20 protein-coding genes are annotated in these 18,985 nt (G+C 71.3%); 1 reads left to right on the plus strand and 19 read right to left on the minus strand.

Annotation, left to right across the window (positions count from 1 at the left end; all coding sequences use genetic code 11):
* Together rplC and rpsJ are read right to left on the minus strand one after the other, a co-directional pair.
* A complete protein-coding gene (gene rplC, locus ROT00_RS03260) occupies positions 1 to 657 on the minus strand; it encodes a 50S ribosomal protein L3 (RefSeq protein ID WP_189083711.1) in 657 nt (218 codons plus the stop codon).
* An 8-nt stretch (positions 658 to 665) separates the two neighbouring features.
* Positions 666 to 974, minus strand: coding sequence for a 30S ribosomal protein S10 (gene rpsJ, locus ROT00_RS03265; RefSeq protein WP_087135818.1), 309 nt, complete (start codon positions 972 to 974; stop codon positions 666 to 668).
* Positions 975 to 1,492: 518 nt separating this feature from the next.
* Here rpsJ and ROT00_RS03270 point away from each other — a divergent pair.
* Positions 1,493 to 1,951: an OsmC family protein gene (locus ROT00_RS03270; protein ID WP_404772281.1), complete on the plus strand. Its 459-nt coding sequence runs from the start codon at positions 1,493 to 1,495 to the stop codon at positions 1,949 to 1,951.
* Between the two features lie 24 nt (positions 1,952 to 1,975).
* Here the strand turns inward: ROT00_RS03270 and ROT00_RS03275 are convergent, their stop codons facing one another.
* The 17 genes from ROT00_RS03275 to ROT00_RS03355 all read right to left on the minus strand — a co-directional run bounded on the left by ROT00_RS03275 (position 1,976) and on the right by ROT00_RS03355 (position 18,939).
* Positions 1,976 to 3,211: an acyltransferase family protein gene (locus tag ROT00_RS03275; protein WP_404772283.1), complete on the minus strand. Its 1,236-nt coding sequence runs from the start codon at positions 3,209 to 3,211 to the stop codon at positions 1,976 to 1,978.
* A gap of 168 nt (positions 3,212 to 3,379) precedes the next feature.
* Positions 3,380 to 4,573, minus strand: coding sequence for an elongation factor Tu (tuf, locus tag ROT00_RS03280; protein ID WP_189083708.1), 1,194 nt, complete (start codon positions 4,571 to 4,573; stop codon positions 3,380 to 3,382).
* Positions 4,574 to 4,704: 131 nt separating this feature from the next.
* Entirely contained in the window at positions 4,705 to 6,819 is a 2,115-nt protein-coding gene (gene fusA / locus ROT00_RS03285) for an elongation factor G (protein WP_404772285.1), read from the minus strand.
* Positions 6,820 to 6,930: 111 nt separating this feature from the next.
* The gene (gene rpsG / locus ROT00_RS03290; RefSeq protein ID WP_092668506.1) at positions 6,931 to 7,401 is read right to left on the minus strand and encodes a 30S ribosomal protein S7; all 471 of its coding nucleotides are present in this window, start codon (positions 7,399 to 7,401) and stop codon (positions 6,931 to 6,933) included.
* Positions 7,401 to 7,775, minus strand: a complete 375-nt coding sequence (gene rpsL / locus ROT00_RS03295) for a 30S ribosomal protein S12 (RefSeq protein ID WP_022889720.1) — start codon at positions 7,773 to 7,775, stop codon at positions 7,401 to 7,403. Before rpsL ends, rpsG begins: the two co-directional genes overlap by 1 nt.
* 238 nt (positions 7,776 to 8,013) lie before the next feature.
* Positions 8,014 to 8,664: a spermidine/putrescine ABC transporter substrate-binding protein gene (locus ROT00_RS03300; RefSeq protein ID WP_404772287.1), complete on the minus strand. Its 651-nt coding sequence runs from the start codon at positions 8,662 to 8,664 to the stop codon at positions 8,014 to 8,016.
* 78 nt (positions 8,665 to 8,742) lie between these two features.
* Positions 8,743 to 9,219, minus strand: a complete 477-nt coding sequence (locus tag ROT00_RS03305) for a DUF6121 family protein (RefSeq protein ID WP_404772288.1) — start codon at positions 9,217 to 9,219, stop codon at positions 8,743 to 8,745.
* A gap of 69 nt (positions 9,220 to 9,288) precedes the next feature.
* Positions 9,289 to 9,627, minus strand: coding sequence for a hypothetical protein (locus ROT00_RS03310; RefSeq protein WP_404772290.1), 339 nt, complete (start codon positions 9,625 to 9,627; stop codon positions 9,289 to 9,291).
* Positions 9,627 to 10,493, minus strand: coding sequence for a T6SS immunity protein Tdi1 domain-containing protein (locus ROT00_RS03315; protein WP_404772292.1), 867 nt, complete (start codon positions 10,491 to 10,493; stop codon positions 9,627 to 9,629). The genes ROT00_RS03310 and ROT00_RS03315 overlap by 1 nt, the downstream gene beginning before the upstream one ends.
* Positions 10,494 to 10,959: 466 nt before the next feature.
* A complete protein-coding gene (locus ROT00_RS03320) occupies positions 10,960 to 11,331 on the minus strand; it encodes a hypothetical protein (protein ID WP_404772293.1) in 372 nt (123 codons plus the stop codon).
* A 31-nt stretch (positions 11,332 to 11,362) separates the two neighbouring features.
* Positions 11,363 to 11,653, minus strand: a complete 291-nt coding sequence (locus ROT00_RS03325) for a hypothetical protein (RefSeq protein WP_404772295.1) — start codon at positions 11,651 to 11,653, stop codon at positions 11,363 to 11,365.
* A gap of 25 nt (positions 11,654 to 11,678) precedes the next feature.
* Positions 11,679 to 12,035 carry a hypothetical protein gene (locus tag ROT00_RS03330; protein WP_404772296.1) on the minus strand — a complete coding sequence of 119 codons (357 nt, stop codon included), beginning with the start codon at positions 12,033 to 12,035 and terminating at the stop codon, positions 11,679 to 11,681.
* A gap of 34 nt (positions 12,036 to 12,069) precedes the next feature.
* Positions 12,070 to 12,348, minus strand: coding sequence for a hypothetical protein (locus ROT00_RS03335; protein ID WP_404772297.1), 279 nt, complete (start codon positions 12,346 to 12,348; stop codon positions 12,070 to 12,072).
* On the minus strand, positions 12,345 to 17,555 hold the full coding sequence (locus ROT00_RS03340) for a polymorphic toxin type 15 domain-containing protein (protein WP_404772298.1): 5,211 nt from the start codon (positions 17,553 to 17,555) through the stop codon (positions 12,345 to 12,347). The genes ROT00_RS03335 and ROT00_RS03340 overlap by 4 nt, the downstream gene beginning before the upstream one ends.
* A 73-nt stretch (positions 17,556 to 17,628) precedes the next feature.
* Positions 17,629 to 17,940 carry a WXG100 family type VII secretion target gene (locus ROT00_RS03345; protein ID WP_404772299.1) on the minus strand — a complete coding sequence of 104 codons (312 nt, stop codon included), beginning with the start codon at positions 17,938 to 17,940 and terminating at the stop codon, positions 17,629 to 17,631.
* The gene (locus tag ROT00_RS03350; protein WP_404772300.1) at positions 17,937 to 18,581 is read right to left on the minus strand and encodes a WXG100 family type VII secretion target; all 645 of its coding nucleotides are present in this window, start codon (positions 18,579 to 18,581) and stop codon (positions 17,937 to 17,939) included. The genes ROT00_RS03345 and ROT00_RS03350 overlap by 4 nt, the downstream gene beginning before the upstream one ends.
* Before the next feature lie 64 nt (positions 18,582 to 18,645).
* Complete coding sequence (locus ROT00_RS03355; RefSeq protein WP_056010942.1) at positions 18,646 to 18,939, minus strand: WXG100 family type VII secretion target; 294 nt, start codon at positions 18,937 to 18,939, stop codon at positions 18,646 to 18,648.
* Positions 18,940 to 18,985 lie beyond the last annotated feature (46 nt).

Genomic DNA, 18,985 nt, shown 5'->3' on the forward strand with positions numbered 1-18,985 from the left:
CTACGCCCCCTTCACAGCGTTACGGACGAACACGAGACGACCGCGCGCCCCGGGGACGGCGCCCTTGACGAGCAGCAGGCCCTTCTCGGCGTCGACGGCGTGCACGCGGAGGTTGAGCACGGTCACGCGCTCGCCACCCATGCGACCGGCCATGCGCATGCCCTTGAAGACACGGCTCGGGGTCGACGAAGCACCGATCGAACCGGGCTTGCGGTGGTTGCGGTGGGCACCGTGCGAAGCGGAGACGCCCTTGAAGTTGTGGCGCTTCATGACACCGGCGAAGCCCTTGCCCTTCGAGGTGCCGACGACGTCGACCAGCTGGCCGGCCTCGAAGGTGCCCTCGACGGTGAGCTCCTGGCCCGCCTCGTACGACGCGGCGTCCGCGGTGCGGATCTCCGTGACGTGACGGCGGGGGGTGACGCCGGCGGCCTGGAAGTGGCCCTGGAGCGGCTGGGTGACCTTGCGCGGGTCGATCTGACCGGCCGCGATCTGCACGGCGGTGTAGCCGTCCTTCTCGGGGGTGCGGATCTGCGTGACCACGTTGGGGTCGATCTGGATGACGGTCACCGGGACGACCTTGTTGTTCTCGTCCCAGACCTGGGTCATGCCGAGCTTGGTGCCGAGCAGACCCTTCACGTTCTTGGTAGCGGTGGACATTTCGAACCTCAGAGCTTGATCTCGATGTTGACGTCGGCCGGGAGGTCGAGACGCATGAGCGAGTCGACGGCCTTGGGCGTCGGGTCCACGATGTCGATCACACGCTTGTGGGTGCGCATCTCGAAGTGCTCGCGGCTGTCCTTGTACTTGTGGGGCGAACGGATGACGCACACCACGTTCTTCTCGGTCGGAAGCGGCACGGGGCCGACGACCGTGGCGCCCGCGCGGGTCACCGTGTCGACGATCTTGCGCGCCGAGGTGTCGATGACCTCGTGGTCATACGACTTCAGTCGAATGCGGATCTTCTGTCCCGCCATGTCGAACTCTCTCTCTGTCAAGGCGTCGTACCCCTTCCGAGGGCATTGGACGCCGCGTGGTTCTTGCGCACCACTGTTCTGCTGTCAACGGCCTGATCATCGAGCCTGTCGAAGGCACCCCGCGCGCTGCGAACAGCTGCGATGGCCTCGACACGCTCGACCTCGAGCCACCTCCTCCCAGCCGCGCTCGCGCCCGGCCGGAGACACGGGTCGCCCCGGATCTCGTTGGTGGAGGGTGTCGTGTTCTGCTGCCCGCGGCCTAGCCTGACGCCGGACGCCCTTGCGGACCCGGGGGCTATGCACTGCCTGGCAGTGATTCGAACGGCACGCAGCAAGGCACGCCGTTCGAAATGTTGAACTCAACGAGTTTGCCACATCCGGCAGGTCCGTGCAACCCGGGCGTGTCGCGCTCCGCGCACTCCCAGCACCCTCTCGGTTCCACCCGCTCCCGCCGCGGAATCCCGGGCCTCGACGAGGCATGATGGAGGAGCACGATCGACGACGCAGGGAGGCCCCAGATGACGGATCCGAGTGTGCAGGCGAGCACGAAGGAAGGCCCCGGGAGCGTCTCGGCGACGCGCCGCTCCTCCCGACGATACCTGGGCCGGAACGCCCGCGGCGCGACGGTCGAGATCGGCGCCCCGGAGCTCGACGGCACCCACTTCACGCCGGGCGAGCTGCTGAAGCTCGCGCTCGCGGGCTGCGTCGGCCTCTCCGCCGATCGCGTGGCCGCCCGGCGGCTCGGCGACGACTTCGCGCTCACGGTGTGGGCGCACGGGCAGTCGGACGAGGCATCCAACCGCTACGAGGCGATCGCCGAGGAGCTCGTGCTCGACCTCTCCGGGCTCGAGGAGGCCGAGCGAACGAAGCTCATCGACATCATGGCGCGGGCGATCGAGAAGGCCTGCACGGTCGGCCGCAGCGTCGAGGGCGCCATCGACGTGAGCACCGAGATCGACGGCACGCGGGTCGACTGACGCCCCGGCCCCCGGGCGCACGACTCACCGCTGCGGGGCCTCGCACGCGCGTCCGCGCTCGTCGGCCGCGATGCCCGGCATCGCCACGCCCGCGCCGACGACGACGGCGACGGCGGTCGCGATACCGCCGAGCACGAGCGTGGGCCGGGCGAGCACCCGCCCGCGCGCCCGCCGGAACGGGTCCTCGATCCAGCGCTTCGAGAGCGCCGAGACGGCGAGGGCGAGCACGACGAGCAGCGCCATCAGCCACGGCGGGCTCGGCACCCCCGTGAGGTACGGCGCGAACATGAAGATCGGCCAGTGCCAGAGGTACAACGAGTAGGAGACGTCGCCGGTCCACTGCACCGGCCGCCAGGCCGCGAGCCGTGCCGGCGACCACGCCGGCTCCGGCATCCCGGCCCAGATGACGGCGACCGTGCCGAGCACCGGCGCGAGCACGACGAACCCCGGGAAGACCTCGGGGTCGCGGAACACCGCGATCGGCACGAGGATCGCGACGAGCCCCGCCCAGGACACCGCCGCGCGCAGCCGCGGCGCCCACGGCCGCCCGGCCGGTGCGGCGCCACGGCGCCGGGACAGCCAGAGCGCGAGCAGCGCCCCCGCCCCGAACTCCCACGCCCGCGCGAAGGTGCCGAAGTACGCGAGGTTCGCGTCGGTGGCCGTGAGCAGGATCGAGTGCACGAAGGAGGCAGCCGTCACGGCGCCGAGGATCACGATGGTGAGCGTCCGCCCCGAGCGGCCGAGCTTCACCGCGAGCGCGAAGGCGAGGATGACGAGGAGCGGCCAGACGAGGTAGAACTGCTCCTCGACCGAGAGCGACCAGAAGTGCTGCACCGGGGTGGATTCCAGCTCGGCCCGACGCGGGATCTGCGAGTCGATCGCGAGCTGCCAGTTCTCGAAGTAGAGGGCGCTCGCGACGAGGTGGCGGAACCAGCGCCGCCACTCCTCCATCGGGACGACGGCGATCGTGAGCACCGACACCACGACGAGGACGGCGACCCCGGCGGGCAGGATGCGTCGCGCCCGTCGCAGGTAGAAGCGCGACAGCGACACGCGCCCCTCGGCCTCCGCCTCGCGCACGAGCATCCCGGTGATGAGGAACCCGGAGACGACGAAGAAGACGTCGACGCCCATGTATCCGGCCGGCGCCACCGCCGGCCAGCCGTGATGGAGCACGACGGCGCCCACCGCGAGGGCCCGGAGCGCCTGCACCTCGGGGCGGATCGCGGATCTGACGAATGGCGGTGTGGGGGGAGCCATCCCGCCCACGGTACGTCCGCTCCCCCCCATCCGCCAGGGCTCGATCCGGTCTCACCGGATCTCCTCAGCTTCCGGCCATCGGTATACCAACAGGGCGGGGCGCCCGGACATGACGAGAGGGGCCGGGCCCGAAGGCCCGACCCCTCTCAGGTCGCAGTCGCGAAGGTCTTACTTGAGGATCTTCGTGACGGTACCGGCGCCGACGGTGCGGCCACCCTCACGGATGGCGAAGCCGAGGCCCTCCTCCATGGCGATCGGCTGGATGAGCTCGACCGTCATGTCGGTGGTGTCGCCGGGCATGACCATCTCGGTGCCCTCGGGCAGCGTGATGACGCCGGTGACGTCGGTGGTGCGGAAGTAGAACTGCGGACGGTAGTTCGCGTAGAACGGGTTGTGACGGCCGCCCTCGTCCTTCGAGAGGATGTAGGCAGTGCCCTCGAAGTTGGTGTGGGGGGTGACCGAGCCCGGCGCCACGACGACCTGGCCGCGCTCGACGTCCTCGCGCTTGGTGCCGCGGAGCAGGAGACCGCAGTTCTCGCCGGCCCAGGCCTCGTCGAGCTGCTTGTGGAACATCTCGATGCCCGTGACGGTGGTCTTCTGCGTCGGGCGGATGCCGACGATCTCGACCTCGGAGTTGATCTTCAGCGTGCCGCGCTCGGCGCGGCCCGTGACGACCGTGCCACGACCGGTGATCGTGAAGACGTCCTCGACCGGCATGAGGAACGGCTTGTCCTTGTCGCGCACCGGGTCGGGGATCGACTCGTCGACGGCCTCCATGAGGTCGAGGACCGACTGGACCCACTTCTCGTCGCCCTCGAGCGCCTTCAGGCCCGAGACGCGGACGACCGGAGCGTCGTCGCCGGGGAAGCCCTGCGACGAAAGCAGCTCGCGGACCTCGAGCTCGACGAGCTCCAGGATCTCCTCGTCGTCGACCATGTCGCTCTTGTTGAGCGCCACGAGCAGGTACGGCACGCCGACCTGCTTCGCGAGCAGCACGTGCTCGCGGGTCTGAGCCATCGGGCCGTCGGTCGCCGCGACCACGAGGATCGCGCCGTCCATCTGAGCGGCACCGGTGATCATGTTCTTGATGTAGTCAGCGTGACCCGGGGCGTCGACGTGCGCGTAGTGGCGCTTCGGCGTCTCGTACTCGACGTGCGAGATGTTGATCGTGATGCCGCGCTGGCGCTCCTCGGGAGCCGAGTCGATCGACGCGAAGTCGCGCTGCACGTTGGTGGCCGACGGGAACTTGTCGGCGAGCACCTTCGAGATCGCGGCGGTGAGCGTCGTCTTGCCGTGGTCGACGTGACCGATCGTGCCGATGTTGACGTGCGGCTTGGTCCGCTCGAACTTGGCCTTCGCCACTGTGGTCCTCCTCAGGACATCGTGCAACCTCAACGGGCGCCGGATTGCGCTCGGTGGGTTACGGGGTTGTGTTGATATGTTACGCGACCCGGGCGGGTCGTGCGGGCAGGGTCCCGAACTCCGTTGCGGAGCTACTCGCCCTTGTTCTTCTGGACGATCTCGTCGGCGACAGCCTTCGGGACCTCCGCGTAGCTCTCGAACTCCATCGAGTACACGGCGCGGCCCGAGGTCTTCGACCGCAGGTCACCGATGTATCCGAACATCTCCGAGAGCGGGACGTGCGCACGCACGACCTTCACACCGGCGGCGTCCTCCATCGACTGGATCTGGCCGCGGCGCGAGTTCAGGTCGCCGATGACGTCGCCCATGTACTCCTCGGGAGTACGGACCTCGACGCTCATCAGCGGTTCGAGCAGCACGGGGTTCGCCTTGCGAGCGGCTTCCTTGAAGCCCATCGAACCGGCGATCTTGAACGCCATCTCCGAGGAGTCGACGTCGTGGGCCGCGCCGTCCACGAGGGTGGCCTTCACGCCCACCATCGGGAAGCCGGCGAGGATGCCGTACTGCATGGCGTCCTGGAAGCCGGCGTCGACCGAGGGGATGTACTCGCGCGGGACGCGACCACCGGTGACGGCGTTCACGAACTCGTACGTCTTGTCGCCCTCGACCTCGAGCGGCTCCAGCTTGAACTGGATCTTCGCGAACTGGCCCGAGCCACCCGTCTGCTTCTTGTGGGTGTAGTCGTGACGCTCCACCTCGCGGCGGATCGTCTCGCGGTAGGCCACCTGCGGCTTGCCGACGTTCGCCTCGACCTTGAACTCGCGCTTCATGCGGTCCACGAGGATGTCGAGGTGCAGCTCGCCCATGCCCTTGATGACGGTCTGACCCGTCTCGGGGTTGAGCTCGGTGCGGAAGGTCGGGTCCTCCTCGGCCAGCTTCTGGATGGCCGTGCCGAGCTTCTCCTGGTCGGCCTTGGTCTTCGGCTCGATGGCGACCTCGATGACCGGCTCCGGGAACGTCATCGACTCGAGGACGACCTGCTTGTCCGGGTCGCACAGGGTGTCGCCGGTGGTCGTGTCCTTCAGACCGATGACCGCGTAGATGTTGCCCGCGGTCAGCGAGTCGACGGGGTTCTCCTTGTTGGCGTGCATCTGGAAGATCTTGCCGATGCGCTCCTTCTTGCCCTTGGTCGAGTTGACGACCTGGGCACCCGAGTCGAGGTGACCCGAGTAGACGCGCACGTAGGTGAGACGACCGAAGAACGGGTGCACCGCGACCTTGAACGCGAGCGCCGCGAACGGGTCGTTGGCGTCGGGGTGACGCTCGATGATCTCGTCCTCGTTGCGCGGGTTGCGGCCCTCGATGGCGGGGACGTCGAGCGGCGACGGCAGGTAGTCGACGACCGCGTCGAGCATCGGCTGGACGCCGCGGTTCTTGAACGCCGAGCCGCACAGCACGGGGTAGATCTCCGAGTTGACGACCATCTTGCGGATGGCGCCCTTGATCTCGGCGACCGTGAGCTCCTCGCCGCCGAAGAACTTCTCGAGCAGCGCGTCGTCGGTCTCGGCGACGGTCTCGAGCAGGACCTGACGGTACTCGTCGGCCTTGTCCTTCAGGTCGGCGGGGATCTCCTGGACCTCGTACTTGGCGCCCATGGTCACGTCGCCCTTGGCGTCGCCGGGCCACACGAGGGCGCGCATCTCGATCAGGTCGACGACGCCGATGAAGTCGTTCTCGGCGCCGATCGGGAGCTGCAGCACGAGCGGCTTCGCGCCCAGGCGGCTGACGATCGTGTCGACGGTGAAGTAGAAGTCCGCACCGAGCTTGTCCATCTTGTTGACGAAGCAGATGCGCGGGACGTTGTACTTGTCGGCCTGACGCCACACCGTCTCGGACTGGGGCTCGACGCCCTCCTTGCCGTCGAAGACGGCGACGGCACCGTCGAGCACGCGGAGCGAGCGCTCGACCTCGACCGTGAAGTCGACGTGGCCGGGGGTGTCGATGATGTTGATCTGGTTCTTGTTCCAGAAGCAGGTGACCGCGGCGGACGTGATCGTGATGCCGCGCTCCTTCTCCTGCTCCATCCAGTCGGTCGTCGAGGCGCCGTCGTGCGTCTCGCCGAGCTTGTGGTTGACGCCCGTGTAGAACAGGATGCGCTCGGTGGTGGTGGTCTTGCCGGCATCGATGTGCGCCATGATGCCGATGTTGCGGACCTTGCTCAGGTCGGTGAGCACGTCTTGTGCCACGGGGGTTCCTCCGGATGGGTGGTGCGGAACGGAAGGTCTGGGGCGGGCGGATGCCTGGTCTGGAGCCCTTCGACGAGCTCAGGGGACCAGTCCGGGCATCCGCCCGGCCTACTACCAGCGGTAGTGGGCGAAGGCGCGGTTCGACTCGGCCATCTTGTGGGTGTCCTCGCGGCGCTTGACCGCGGCACCCAGGCCGTTCGAGGCGTCGAGGATCTCGTTGGTGAGACGCTCGGTCATGGTCTTCTCACGACGGGCCTTGGCGTAGCTCGTGAGCCAGCGGAGCGCGAGCGTGTTCGCGCGGTGCGGCTTCACCTCGACGGGGACCTGGTAGGTCGAGCCGCCGACGCGGCGCGAACGCACCTCGAGGGTCGGGCGCACGTTGTCGAGCGCCTTCTTCAGCGTGGCGACCGCGTCCTGGCCGGACTTGTTCGCGACGTTCTCGAGCGCCTCGTAGACGATGCGCTGCGCGAGGTCCTTCTTGCCGTCGATCAGGATCTTGTTGACGAGCTGGCTGACGACCGGCGAACCGTAGACCGGGTCGGCGACGACGGGGCGCTTCGGAGCGGGACCCTTGCGAGGCATTACTTCTTCTCCATCTTCGCGCCGTAGCGGCTACGAGCCTGCTTGCGGTTCTTCACGGCCTGCGTGTCGAGCGCGCCGCGGATGATCTTGTAGCGCACGCCGGGGAGGTCCTTCACACGGCCGCCGCGCACGAGCACCATCGAGTGCTCCTGCAGGTTGTGGCCCTCACCGGGGATGTAGGCGGTGACCTCGGTGCCGTTCGAGAGCTTCACACGGGCGACCTTGCGGAGCGCCGAGTTCGGCTTCTTCGGGGTGGTGGTGTACACACGCGTGCACACGCCGCGCTGCTGGGGGTTGGCCTTCAGGGCGGGAGCCTTGGTCTTGGTGACCTTCGGCGAGCGACCCTTGCGGACCAACTGCTGAATGGTTGGCACTGCTTCTCCTTGTTGCTGCTGCACGGTGACAGCGGTGATGGATTTCACATCAGACCCGCCGGCGCCGCAGAGCTGCGACGCTTTCGTGGTGGGTATGCCGTGGGGGTGAACCGCGGATGTCCGCAGGCACCCGGACATGCACGCGCGAGCGCGCACACCCGGTCAATCGTAATGCGACGTCACGCCGCGGTCAAATGTGCGCGGCTCGGGGACGCCCGTGTTCGCGCTGGGCGCACCCTCAGCCGCCCGGCCACCCCGGCGCGTCGAGCTCCCGCTCGAGATCGGCGAGGAGCTCGGCCACCTGCGGCTCGACGAGCCGCTCGACCGCGTTGCCGATCCGGCGGCGGTGCTGGGCGAGCTCGACGCAGATGCGCCGGCCGAGCTGCTTCGCGAAGTCGTCGGCGAGCCGAACCTCCTCGCGGAGCGCCTCCTTCTCCTCCGGGGTGAAGGGGCGCGGAGCCGGCTCTGCCGCCGCGGCGGCGGTATCGGCCTCGAGGCCCGCGAGCGTGAAGAGGAACGGCTGGTCGGGCACGGGCTCCGGGTCGAGCTCGAGCCCGAGGTACTCGGGATCGAGGCCCTCCCCCGCCCGGTAGGGCCGGCGGGCCTTGCGCTCCTCCGCGAGCCGGATCTCGCGGTGCAGCAGCGGCAGGTTCCGCGCCGTGTAGTCGTCGACCGCGTCGTCGATGACCGCCTTCATCCGCATCGAGAACGCGTGCTGCACCGGGTGCGGCACATCCACCTCGAGACCGGCGGCCGCGAGGATCGGCGAGCCGAAGCACTTCTGGCAGAGCCGCACGCGGGCGCGGTGGGTCCCGGGTCGCCACCGCGGCAGCCATTGCAGCCAGCGGTCGACCTCGGAGCTCACGCGAGCCTCGATCGAACCCTGCACGCGCTTCACGATAGCGCCGGATCCGCCCGCCCGTGCCGATTCCACGGTCGATTGGCGTGCCGCAACCGGCCGGCCCGGTTACTCCTCGTCGTGCTCCCAGGGCCAGCGCGGGCGCTCCATCCCACCGCGCCGGCCGCGCGCGACGAGCACGGCGACGGCCGCGGTGAGCGCGGCGCAGACGGGAATCAGGAGCCCGAACCAGCCGAGGCCGAGTACGAGGGCGAAGCGCACCCCGTCGCCCGGGTCGCCCGTCGAGGACACGATGCGGCCGATCGCGGCGACGAGGACGAAGGCGAACCACGAGCCGAACGTCGCGAGGAGCACCGTCGCCGCCATCCGCTCCGGCCGGCGGAGCCGCAGCCCGAGCACGAGCAGCACGGTCAGCACCGAGGCGCCGACCGCCACCGGGGCGACGAGCACGCCGACCTCGCGATCGCCCACGACCTCGAGATCGGCCAGCAGGCTCACGAAGCCGAAGCCGCAGACCACGAGGGCGAGATCGAGCGCCGCCGCGAATCCGGCGACCACCCAGGCGTCCCGTGTGCGCTGCTCCATGCCTTCGAGGCTACGCGCCGGGCCCGCTCGCCGCGGCGGGGTTGCGCCCTGACGGGGCATCCGCCCGGCTCAGCCCTGCTCCCACCCGGGGAAGCCGGCGCAGCCGTAGGCGAGACGGATGAACCCGTCGGTCTTGTCGGTGAGGATCGCGTACGACTTCGCGGCGTCGCCGTGCTCGACCGCCTCGCGCATCTGCTCGAGGTTGCGCAGCGCCGTGGGGATCCACTCGCGGAGCGCGCCCTCCGGCAGGGCGGCGGGGTCGTCGGCGAGGATGCCGCGCACGACGCCGATGACGCGGAGCAGCTCGGGCTGGTCCTGAGCCCGGTACGCCGCGGACATGCTGATCGCGACGAGCTCGGTGACCGGCTGACGGAGGCGCTCGCAGCGCTCGGCGAGCGCGTCGGCCATCAGGCGCCGCCCGTCGGCCGGTCGAGCTCGAACTTCTCGAGCGGCGTGCGCACGCCGTCGCGGAAGGCCCCGAGCCCCGCCTCGAAATCGACGGCGGAGCCGACGAAGAGCACGGTCTCATCGGGAGCGACGTAGATCTTGCCGCCGCCGCGCACGGGGTGCACGAGGCAGACGCCGAGGCCGTCCGGCAGTTCGACGACGTTCAGCTGGGCGTCGGGCGCGAGCTTCGCGAAGAGCGCGCGGCCGACCGCGACGAGGCGGTCCTCCCCCGAGGCATCCGCCTCGGCGCCCGCCTCGGCCGTCGCGATCTGGAGGTGCCGGCGCACCTGCGGCTGGCCGGCGAGCTGGGCGATCACGGCGAGATGCTCGTACAGGCCGGAGAGCTGGAGGCGCTCCGGATCCGGCGAGCCGCCGAGGGCGAGCAGCGGCACGAAGCCGAAGCACTGTTCGAACCCGGGCACGCCGTCGCGATCGCGGGCGGCCGGGTAGGGCTGCCACTCCCAGGCGACGTCGCGCTGCGCCGGGTCCTCGACGAGCGCGACGAGCTCGTCGAAGCCCGCCCCCTCGAGGAGGTCGATGGCGCCCCAGCGCGACTTGATCACGAGGAAGAGGCCGTTGACGTGCACGACGAGGTCGCCGAGAGCGGTCGTGAACAGCACCGTGCTGCCCTCGGGCAGCCCGAACACCCCCTCGAGCATCTCGGCGGCGCGGGCGGGGTCGACGAAGCGGAAGTAGCCGTCGCCGACGAAGCCGGCGCCCTGCGTGCGCCAGAGCTCGGCGACCTCGGCGGGCACACGGCCGGCGAAGGCGGCGATCGTCTCGTCGGAGATGGGGGCGACCGGGTCGAAGCTCCGGAACCTCGTCATGGCTGCCTTCCTCTGGTGGGCGCGAACCGCTGCGGTGCGCGGGATGCCTCGGGGCGACTGCCGCGGCGGGAACGCGCGCGGCCAGTCACCTCCGGAAGTCTATCGAGGCTGCACCTGCGGGCCATGGGGAGCACTCCCCATGCGCGGTATCGGCGTCAGCTCAGCCCACCCGCGCGCCCGCCCGATTCCTCGCGATCCGAGGGGGTCAGTTGCCGACAGGCGGATGGCGGTCGGACGAAGCCGGTGTCGGTGAACGACCCTCTCGGGGCGGGAGGCCGGGCTCGGGGCAGGACCAGGGGCCGCGCGCCCGCCGCCGCTCAGTCGACCTCGAGCACCGCCGCGAACGGCTGCAGGAGGATCTCCCGCTCCTCGACGGAGAGAACCTGGAGCCCCTCGATGTGGCGTCAGCGCCGCCGCGGATGGCGGTCGCACGAAGCGCCTGCCGGAAAACGACCCCCTCGACCGGTCACCTCGCGGCGTCCGGGTGTGCTGGCGCCTCGACGCCGAGTTCAGTGAACGGGGTGACCAGGATCTCGTACTGCTCAGGCGTGAGCTGCGCGGCCTGCTGGACCGCGCGAGCGGCGATCACGATCGCGCTCTTCGCGTCAGCGTGCAGTCCGGCGCGCGCCGCGTTCAGCTCCTCGGCGCGGGGCAGCAGCAGCTCTCGGACGGCGTGCTCGAGCTCGGAGTTCACCGCCGCCGACGGCTTCGTCGCACGGCTCGCCTCCTTGCCGCCCGCGCGCCGAAGACGCACCGCCCGGTCGAAGGCGCTCGCCAGCTGCTCCGCCGGGAGGGCGCCGGCCTGCGCGAGGAAGCGCTCGGTCGAGGTGTTCAGCACGCGATCGCCTTCGGATGTCCCGGACCGCGGTTCACTGGGCCGGCGCGTCGACCGGCGTCATCCGCCGGATCTTCTCGAAGTTCGGCGTGTGGTACTCCTGGCGCACGACGCCCGACGCCTTGTCGACGAAGATCGCGAGGTTGTCGTACCGCGCATAGGGCTCGAGACCGTCGACGAGGAACTCCTTCGCCCCCCAGACGGGCAGGTAGTCATGCTCGTCCTCGAACCACTCCGGCGCGATGTAGAGCTCTCCCGAGAGTGCGGGCGGGTGCTCGGCGAAGTACTGCTCGAGCAGCCGACGTGCGTCCTGAATGGTCACCATGTTCCCGCTGCGCACCCGCCGCCGCTCAGTCGACCTCGAGCACCGCGGCGAACGGCTGCAGGAGGATCTCCCGCTCCTCGGCGGAGAGACGCTCGCCGAACGCCTTCGCGTGGGCGGCGAACAGCGTGTCCGCGACCGCGGCCGCGAGCGCACCGTCGCCGAACGCCATGAGCTCCGCAGAGCGCGGCTGCAGGCGATCGCGCACTCGCGTGTCGAGTGCGCTGAACTCGGACGCCGACAGCTTCGCGGCCTTCCGGGCAGCGATCCGACGGGCCGGGCCGATGGCGCGACCGGCCGCCCGCACCGCATCGAACTGCGCCGGGGAGAGCTCGACGGCTCGGGCAAGAAACGCGTCGAGGGACGCGAGGTCAGGACTCGTCACCGTCTGAGCCTAACCTTCCCTCGGCGGACAGGTCTCAGGACTCGGACCGCTCGACCCGGTAGCCCCGCGCCTCGACCTGATCGAGGAACGCGCCGAGATCCGGGGCGGCCCGGAGCAGTGCGCCCAGCTCCCCCTCGTTCGCGGCCATACGGAAGGTCGCACTCGCGAAGGGATGGGTCACCGGAGCGCTGCCGGGCATGGGCGGCGGTGCGGAGATGCTCACGAGGATCCCGGCCCCCTCCCGGAGTTCGAGCGCGAGTTGATCCCCGTCGTACACGAGATATCCGCGGCGGCGGTCCTCCTGGTCGCTCACTTCACCCCTCCCGCTCCGTAGAGCTGCTCGAGCAGTGCGAACATCTTCGGATCGTTCGCCTTCAGCCAGGACTGCGTGTACTTCGCAGTCGTGCCCGGCGCCTGACTGTACGGATGCCCATGGTACGCGGCCACGGAGTTGGCGAAGTACTCCTCCTTGTTCGCCGCCGAGTACCAGTCCGGGTCGAGCCATCCCGCGTGTCCGGAGCCACCGGCCGAGCCGTCCGGGACGACCGGGTGCGCCGCGACCCGCTCCGCGTGGAGTGCGGCCAGCAGGGACTCCTGCGCCGGCGTGAGCGCGGACCGCTGGAGCCCGTGTCCCCCCTCATGCGCGGCGACGAAGCCGTGTCCGTACCCGACCGGCACCGCGGCCAGCGCTTCCTCGCCGATCGCGACGCGCACGCGACCGTTCACGATGTCCTGAATGCCTCGGACATCGCCCCAGTCGCGTCCGTCGAAGGTCTGCTTCCCGGCGAGATGCGCGTACTCGGGCAGGTCCGTGAGCTTCGTCCCGCTCGGAATGATGTCGATCGATACCGGGTTCGCCGCCATCAGCGCCCGATTCTCGGGCGCGAGCCCGCCGAACAGTTCCTCGGCCTGCTGCTGCGCCTGCGCGATCGCCGCATCCGAAGCGCCGTTCCCGTTGACCTCGCAGAGCGAGGAGAGGGGCGCGCCGGACGGGGCGTCGCCGTGCGATTCGGGCTGGTGTGCGAGGTCGGCGGGCTGGTCGGGCTGCGTTTCCGCGTGGCCCCCCTGGCCCGCGCTCTCGATCGAGGCGCTCGCACCCGGGCCGCTCGGGTCGACGGCCGCCGTCTCGCCGGAGCCTGCGGCCTCGGTCGGTCCCGGCTCCGCGCCCGTCCCATGGGTCGGACCCGCGGTGGAGCCGGGTTCCGCGCCAGAAACGGAGCCAGTGCGGACCGTCGGCGAGGCCGGAGCGGTCGACGGCGTCGGACTCGCACTGCCGGACTGCGGCCCGGTCGTGACGGGCTGGGCCGAACCGAGCGTCCCCTGCGTCGCGTCGGGGCTGCCGGAGACCAGGTCGCGCGCGCCGAATTCGACGTGCATCTTGATGTGGGGGCGGAGGCCGGCGGGGATGCCGTCGGCCGTCGCGTCGACCAGAAGCGTGAGGTCGGCGATGCGGTGCCGCCACTGGTTGCCGAGCGAACTGTTGATCCCGAACGACCCCGCGCCGTCGAAGCGGTCGGCCCGACCGCCCGCGACCTGGTCGGGTCCGTGCAGCACCGCCTGCCCCGACATCGGGACGCCGGCGGCGGCGAGCGCCTGATTCGCGGCGGCCTGCTCCGCCTTCGCCACCCGGTTGTACTGCTGGTAGAAGCCGACGTTGTGCTGCCATTCGGCGACGGTGAGCTGGTTGAGGCCCTGCTGCTGCAGACCGACCTGACGCTGGAACTCGGCCCAGTCGTGGGCGTCGTTCGTCATCGTGAAGGCGTCGACCTCGATCGGGTCCTTCAGCGAGTAGGAGCCGTCCTCGTTCCGCACGATGGGCGAGTCCGGCTGCGCGGCGAGCGCGTCGAGCTGCTCGCGGATCTCCGGGGTGAGCTCGGGGATGTCGTAGCCGTTGTACGTCGTGCCGGGGCCCGCGGAGCCGTCGGAGGGGTGGCTCGGGTCGACGCGGTCGACGGGCGGAGTCCACTTCGGCCAGCGGCGGCCGTCCCGGTCGGGGTCGGCGCCGTCGGTACCGTCGGTGCTCGAGCCGTCCGCGTCGGTACTGGTGCCGTCGGGCGCGGTGCCGTCGGGCGCGGTGCCGTCGGGCGCCTGGTGCGTCGTGGGCGAGGCCTCGGCGGGCGAGCTCGTTCCCGCCTCCGCCGCGCTCGGCGCCGTCGGCGCGCTCGCGTTCGGGTTCGCCGCATCCGGCGTCTGCGGGGCCTGGGGCGCGTTCGCGTCGGGCTTCGCGTCGGCCGGCTTCGTGCCGTCCGGGTTCACGACGTGCTCGGGGCGGATCGAGGCATCCCAGTTGGTCGCGTTCGGCTCGTGCGGCGGCCACGGCGAGCGCGTGCCGTTCTGCGCGTCGAGCGACCAGACGGTGTCGCCATCGAAGTACGCGTTGAACCAGTGGCCGGCATCGCCCGCGCGGTCGATGCCGACGACGCAGTGCGAGCCCGGGCCCATCGCCCGCAGCGTCGACTCGATCTGCTCCGGCGTGACGGTCGTCTGGGGGTTGCCCGTGCGGGCCTCCATGTCGGGCGTGCTGAGGGTGCCGGTGGATGCCTCGGCGCTGTCCTTGCCGTTCAGGAAGTCGTTGAGGTTCGCCGAGGTGTTGCCGCAGTTCGTCGCGTAGCCGTTGGCGGGGTCCGAGGGGTCGAAGTTCGGGTTGATCTCGTTGAGGGCCTGGTCGATCTCGTCGATCGAGCGCTCGGAGCTGTTGTTCGACGGGCTCTGGTCGGGCTGCGAGCCGTCGGGCTGCTGGCCGTCGGGCTGGGAGCCGTCGCCGGCCTGCCCGTGGCCGTCGCCGGTCGAGCCGGTGCCGTCCGCCGCGGGGGCGTCCGGCTGGGAACCGTTGCCGCTCGTGCTGCCGTCGGGCGCGCCGTGCCCGTTCGCGCCGTCGGTGCTCGGGGCGTCGGGCTTGCCGCCGTTCCCCGAGGGGCTGCTCGGCGAGAACAGCGAGGGCTTCGAGAAGAGGGAGGGCTTGCCGAGGAGCGTCGCCGCGCCGGCTGCCGCAGCGGCACCGCCGGCGGCCGCGGCCTCCTCGGGGGCGATCCCGTCGGCGTCGCCGTCGCTGCTGCCCTCGCCGTCGGCGTGTGCGCCGTCGGCATCGGGCTGCGTCGCGTCGGGCTGCGTCGCGTCGGGCTGTCCGCCGTCCGCGCCGTCGGCGTGCGCCGGAGCGCTGCTGTCGACGGAGCCGGCGTCGCCGGGCTTCGCCGAGGCGCCGGAGCCGGCCGCCACCGCGCCGGGCGCGCCGTTGCCCTGGCCGTCGCCGGTCGAGCCGTCGGCAGCGGGGCCGTCGGCCGCGGGAGCGTCCGCCGCGGGAGCGTCCGCGGTCCCGGGGGTGCCGGCGTCCGCCGTGCCGGGCGTGCCCGCGTCAGCGGTGCCCGGCGTGCCTGCATCAGCCGTGCCGGGAGTCGTTGCATCGACGCTGCCGGGCGTGCCGGCGTCGACCGTGCTCGGCGTGCCCGCATCCGCGTGTCCAGGGGTCCCAGCATCCGCGTGACCAGGCGTGCCCGCATCCGCGTGACCCGGGGTCCCGGCATCCGCATGACCCGGCGTACCCGCATCCGCGTGACCCGGCGTGCCGCCATCCGCGTGACCGGGCGTGCCGCCATCCGCGTGACCGGGCGTGCCGCCATCCGCGTGACCAGGTGTGCCTGCATCCGCGTGACCCGGGGTCCCGGCATCCGCGTGTCCCGGAGTGCCGCCATCCGCGGTGCCGGGCGTCCCCGCATCCGCGTGACCGGGCGTGCCCGCATCTGCGTGACCAGGAGTCCCAGCATCCGCGGCACCCGGCGTCCCGCCATCCGCGTGACCCGGCGTGCCGCCATCGCCGACCGCCGAGGGCACGTCGACCGAGCCGCCGCCGTCGCCCGCGCCGCCGCCGAGGTCGCCGGGGCTCGAGGGGGCATCCGTCGGGATGTCGATCGAACCGCCGCCGTCGCCTGCGCCGCCGCCGGCGTCACCGCCGCCCGGGGTCGGGCCGTCGCTCGGGATGTCGACGCCCGCGCCGCCGTCGCCCGCGGCCGTGCCGGCGTCGCCGGCGCCGGGCGTCGGCGCGTCGTTCGGGACGTCGACCGCGCCGCCGCCGTTGCCGGCCGTCGCGGTGGTCTGGTTGCCGCCGCCCGGGGTGGGCGAGTCGGCGCCGGGCACGGTGACCGCCGGCAGCGTCGAACCATTGCCGGGACCGCTCGGCGCCGAGGGGCTCGACGGCCCGCCGTGGCCACCCGGGCGTCCGGCCAGCGCCCCACCGAGGAGCGCACCGGCCGCGATCGAGCTGAGCGGCGAGAACGGCGTGCCGTTCAGCCCCGACTCGGCGAGGCCCGAGGCGAGCCCGTCGACCGCGCCGCCGCCGGTCTCCACCGCGATGTGCGTGACGCGCTGCATGGCGCCCGGGTTGATGCGGTTCGTGAGCCGCCCCGCCGCGCCGGAGACGGTGCCGCCGGCTGCGCCGCCCGCCGCCGAGGCGAGGGCCGCGTTCAGCACGTTCTGCGGCTGGTAGTTCGGGTCGAGCGCACCGCGCACCTGGTTGAACGAGGCGGTCGTGATCGCGCTCGCGAGACCGGCGGACAGCGCCTCCCGGGCGACGCGGATGCCGCCGCGGACCGCCATGCGGGCGAGGCGCAGCGCCGCCATGATGAGGCGGCGGAGCTTCTGGCAGAGCGCCGCGATCTTGATCGCCCAGCGCGTGACGGTGAGCATGATCTTCGCGGCCATCGCCGCGGCGCCGGCGCCGAAGGTCACCGCGCCGAGCAGTGCGCCGATGCCGATCTCGAGGGCGATCTCGATGGCCATCTGCGCGATGAACCAGCCGATCTCCTCCCAGGCCTTGTCGACGGCGTCGATCATGCCCCGGGCGAAGCCGGCCATCGAGCCGGCGCTCTCGGAGAGCTTGCCGAAGGAGCTGCCGAGCGAGGTCTGGCAGCGGCGGATGTTGCTCGACTGGGAGGGCGGCAGCGTCATCGAGGAGGCGTTCACGAACGCCGAGCCGACCTCGGACTTCGCGGTCGTCATCGCCTGCGACAGCTCGCTCCACGCCTGCTCGGCGGTCGAGAGCTTGCCGCGGTCGGCGGAGGGCAGCACGACGCCGAGGGTCGCGAGCGCGTCCTTCAGGAAGTCGCCGAACTCGCCGAGCGGCCCTTCCGGGCCCTTGCCGAGCGCGGTCGGTACGGAGGCGTGCGGCTCGTTCACGACGGCCGTCTCGGCGGGGATGCTCGAGGAGGAGGCGGGCTTGAACGCGCCGACGAGCTGGGCGCCGTCGTACGCGCGGCCCGTGTTGCCGAGGGCGGCGTCCACGATGCGGAGCGCGTTCGACATGCCCTGGACGGCCTTCAGCAGGTCGACGGCGTACCCGTCGTAGCCGGGCTCCCCGTCCTGGCCGTGCGCGAAGACCTCGGCCGACTCGTCGTCGCCGGCCATCCCGCCGGTGCCGCCGAGAGCCGACTCGCAGGCGCGGGCCGCGCGGGAGGCGGCGCTCGCGATCGAGAACAGCGCGGTGCCGTCGGCGGCGAGCCGTGCGGCGTCGAGGCGGACCTGCGTCATGAGTGCACTCCCGGTGGGATCGGATGATGGATGTCTGGGGCTGATCGGGGCGCGTCCGGCGCGCCGCACCGGCTCAGCCGCTCAGGCCGTTGGCGAGGTCGCTCCAGGCGCCGTCGAGGGATTCGATGGTCTCGGTGTAGGCCTGATGGGCGCCGGAGACCTGGTCCTGCAGGCCTTCGGCGGCCTGGGTCATCGCCTCGGCGCCGAGCTGCCACTTCTCGAACATGCCGATGAAGTTCGCCATCGCCGGGCCCTGCCACTCGGCCGGCAGCATGTAGGCGAAGCCGCTCGCGCCCTGCTTCAGCGCCGAGCAGTACGTGATGAGCTCACCGAGCATGTCGGCGAGCGCCTTCAGCTCGGTCGTGTCGGCCTGCTGCTCGCTCATGCGCCCGTCCCCTCCGCGTCCGCGGTGCCGACGACCGGCACCTCTCCGATCTCGACCGCCGCGACCTGCGCGGTGATCGCGGGCTCGCCGTCGGCGCCGAGGCGGAAGACGCCCTCGCCGATCGAGTCGTCATCCCCGTCGCCGTCGCTGTCGCCCGAGCCGCCGCCCGTGGCCTGGCCGCTCGTCTTGCGGGGACCGAGCGCCCCGCCGCCGAACTGCTCGACCTCGTCGTCGCCCGCGTAGTCGCGACCGAAGAACTCGGCCATGTCCTCGGCCTTCTCCTCGCCGCTCGCGACCCGCTTGCCGAGTTCACCGGTGCCCGAGCGCATCGCGGCGAGCGCGGGCGCCCGGCCGGTGAAGGAGCGCTGCACGCCCGACTCGTTCTGCGTGTACGAGCCGTCGGCGGCGATCAGTCCGGCCTGGAGCGCGGCGAGCGACTGCCGGACGAATCCGGCCGTGGTCATGAACGTCGCCCAGCCCTCGGAGAAGCTCTCGGCGTCGTCGCCCTTCCACGTCACGTCGACGGTGCGCTTCACCTGCGCGTCGACGGTCGACAGGTTCGTGTCGAACGTCGACAGCACGGTGCCGAGCAGCGCGGCGACCTCGCTGAGCGCCGAGGCGCGGACTCTGAACTGGACCACCTGGTTCCCTCCCGACCGGATTGGCTCCGCGGGCGGGTGCCCGCGGAGCCGTCAGCGACGGATGTCAGCCGTTGAACGTGCCGGCGATGGCGTTCTCGCTGTCCTCGTAGGACAGCGCGGCCTGGTTCAGCAGGTCGCTGATGCCCTGCAGCGACTCCTTCAGCTGCAGACCGGCCTGGTCCCACTGCGAGTACAGCTCGTTGAAGCTCTGCGACGCGGTGCCCGACCAGTCGCCCGAGATGAGGCCCTCGACGAGGGACTTGAGGTTGGACAGCTGCGACTCGATCGACTGCGAGCCGCTCGAGAGCTGACCTGCGACTCCGGCGAGGGAGTCGGAAGTGACGCGGATCTCCGCCATGGTTTCCTCCAGATTTGGCTGGTGTCGGGGGCCGGACGGGGATGTC

It is taken from the genome of Agromyces mediolanus (assembly GCF_044917495.1).
Classification (GTDB): domain Bacteria; phylum Actinomycetota; class Actinomycetes; order Actinomycetales; family Microbacteriaceae; genus Agromyces; species Agromyces mediolanus_B.

Excerpts from the sequence above, each read along its gene's own strand:
- rplC (WP_189083711.1), bottom strand. The coding sequence starts at position 657 with ATGTCCACCGCTACCAAGAACGTGAAGGGTCTGCTCGGCACCAAGCTC.
- rpsJ (WP_087135818.1), bottom strand. The coding sequence starts at position 974 with ATGGCGGGACAGAAGATCCGCATTCGACTGAAGTCGTATGACCACGAG.
- ROT00_RS03270 (WP_404772281.1), top strand. The coding sequence starts at position 1,493 with ATGACGGATCCGAGTGTGCAGGCGAGCACGAAGGAAGGCCCCGGGAGC.
- ROT00_RS03275 (WP_404772283.1), bottom strand. The coding sequence starts at position 3,211 with ATGGCTCCCCCCACACCGCCATTCGTCAGATCCGCGATCCGCCCCGAG.
- rpsG (WP_092668506.1), bottom strand. The coding sequence starts at position 7,401 with ATGCCTCGCAAGGGTCCCGCTCCGAAGCGCCCCGTCGTCGCCGACCCG.
- ROT00_RS03305 (WP_404772288.1), bottom strand. The coding sequence starts at position 9,219 with ATGGAGCAGCGCACACGGGACGCCTGGGTGGTCGCCGGATTCGCGGCG.
- ROT00_RS03310 (WP_404772290.1), bottom strand. The coding sequence starts at position 9,627 with ATGGCCGACGCGCTCGCCGAGCGCTGCGAGCGCCTCCGTCAGCCGGTC.
- ROT00_RS03315 (WP_404772292.1), bottom strand. The coding sequence starts at position 10,493 with ATGACGAGGTTCCGGAGCTTCGACCCGGTCGCCCCCATCTCCGACGAG.
- ROT00_RS03325 (WP_404772295.1), bottom strand. The coding sequence starts at position 11,653 with ATGGTGACCATTCAGGACGCACGTCGGCTGCTCGAGCAGTACTTCGCC.
- ROT00_RS03340 (WP_404772298.1), bottom strand. The coding sequence starts at position 17,555 with ATGACGCAGGTCCGCCTCGACGCCGCACGGCTCGCCGCCGACGGCACC.
- ROT00_RS03345 (WP_404772299.1), bottom strand. The coding sequence starts at position 17,940 with ATGAGCGAGCAGCAGGCCGACACGACCGAGCTGAAGGCGCTCGCCGAC.
- ROT00_RS03355 (WP_056010942.1), bottom strand. The coding sequence starts at position 18,939 with ATGGCGGAGATCCGCGTCACTTCCGACTCCCTCGCCGGAGTCGCAGGT.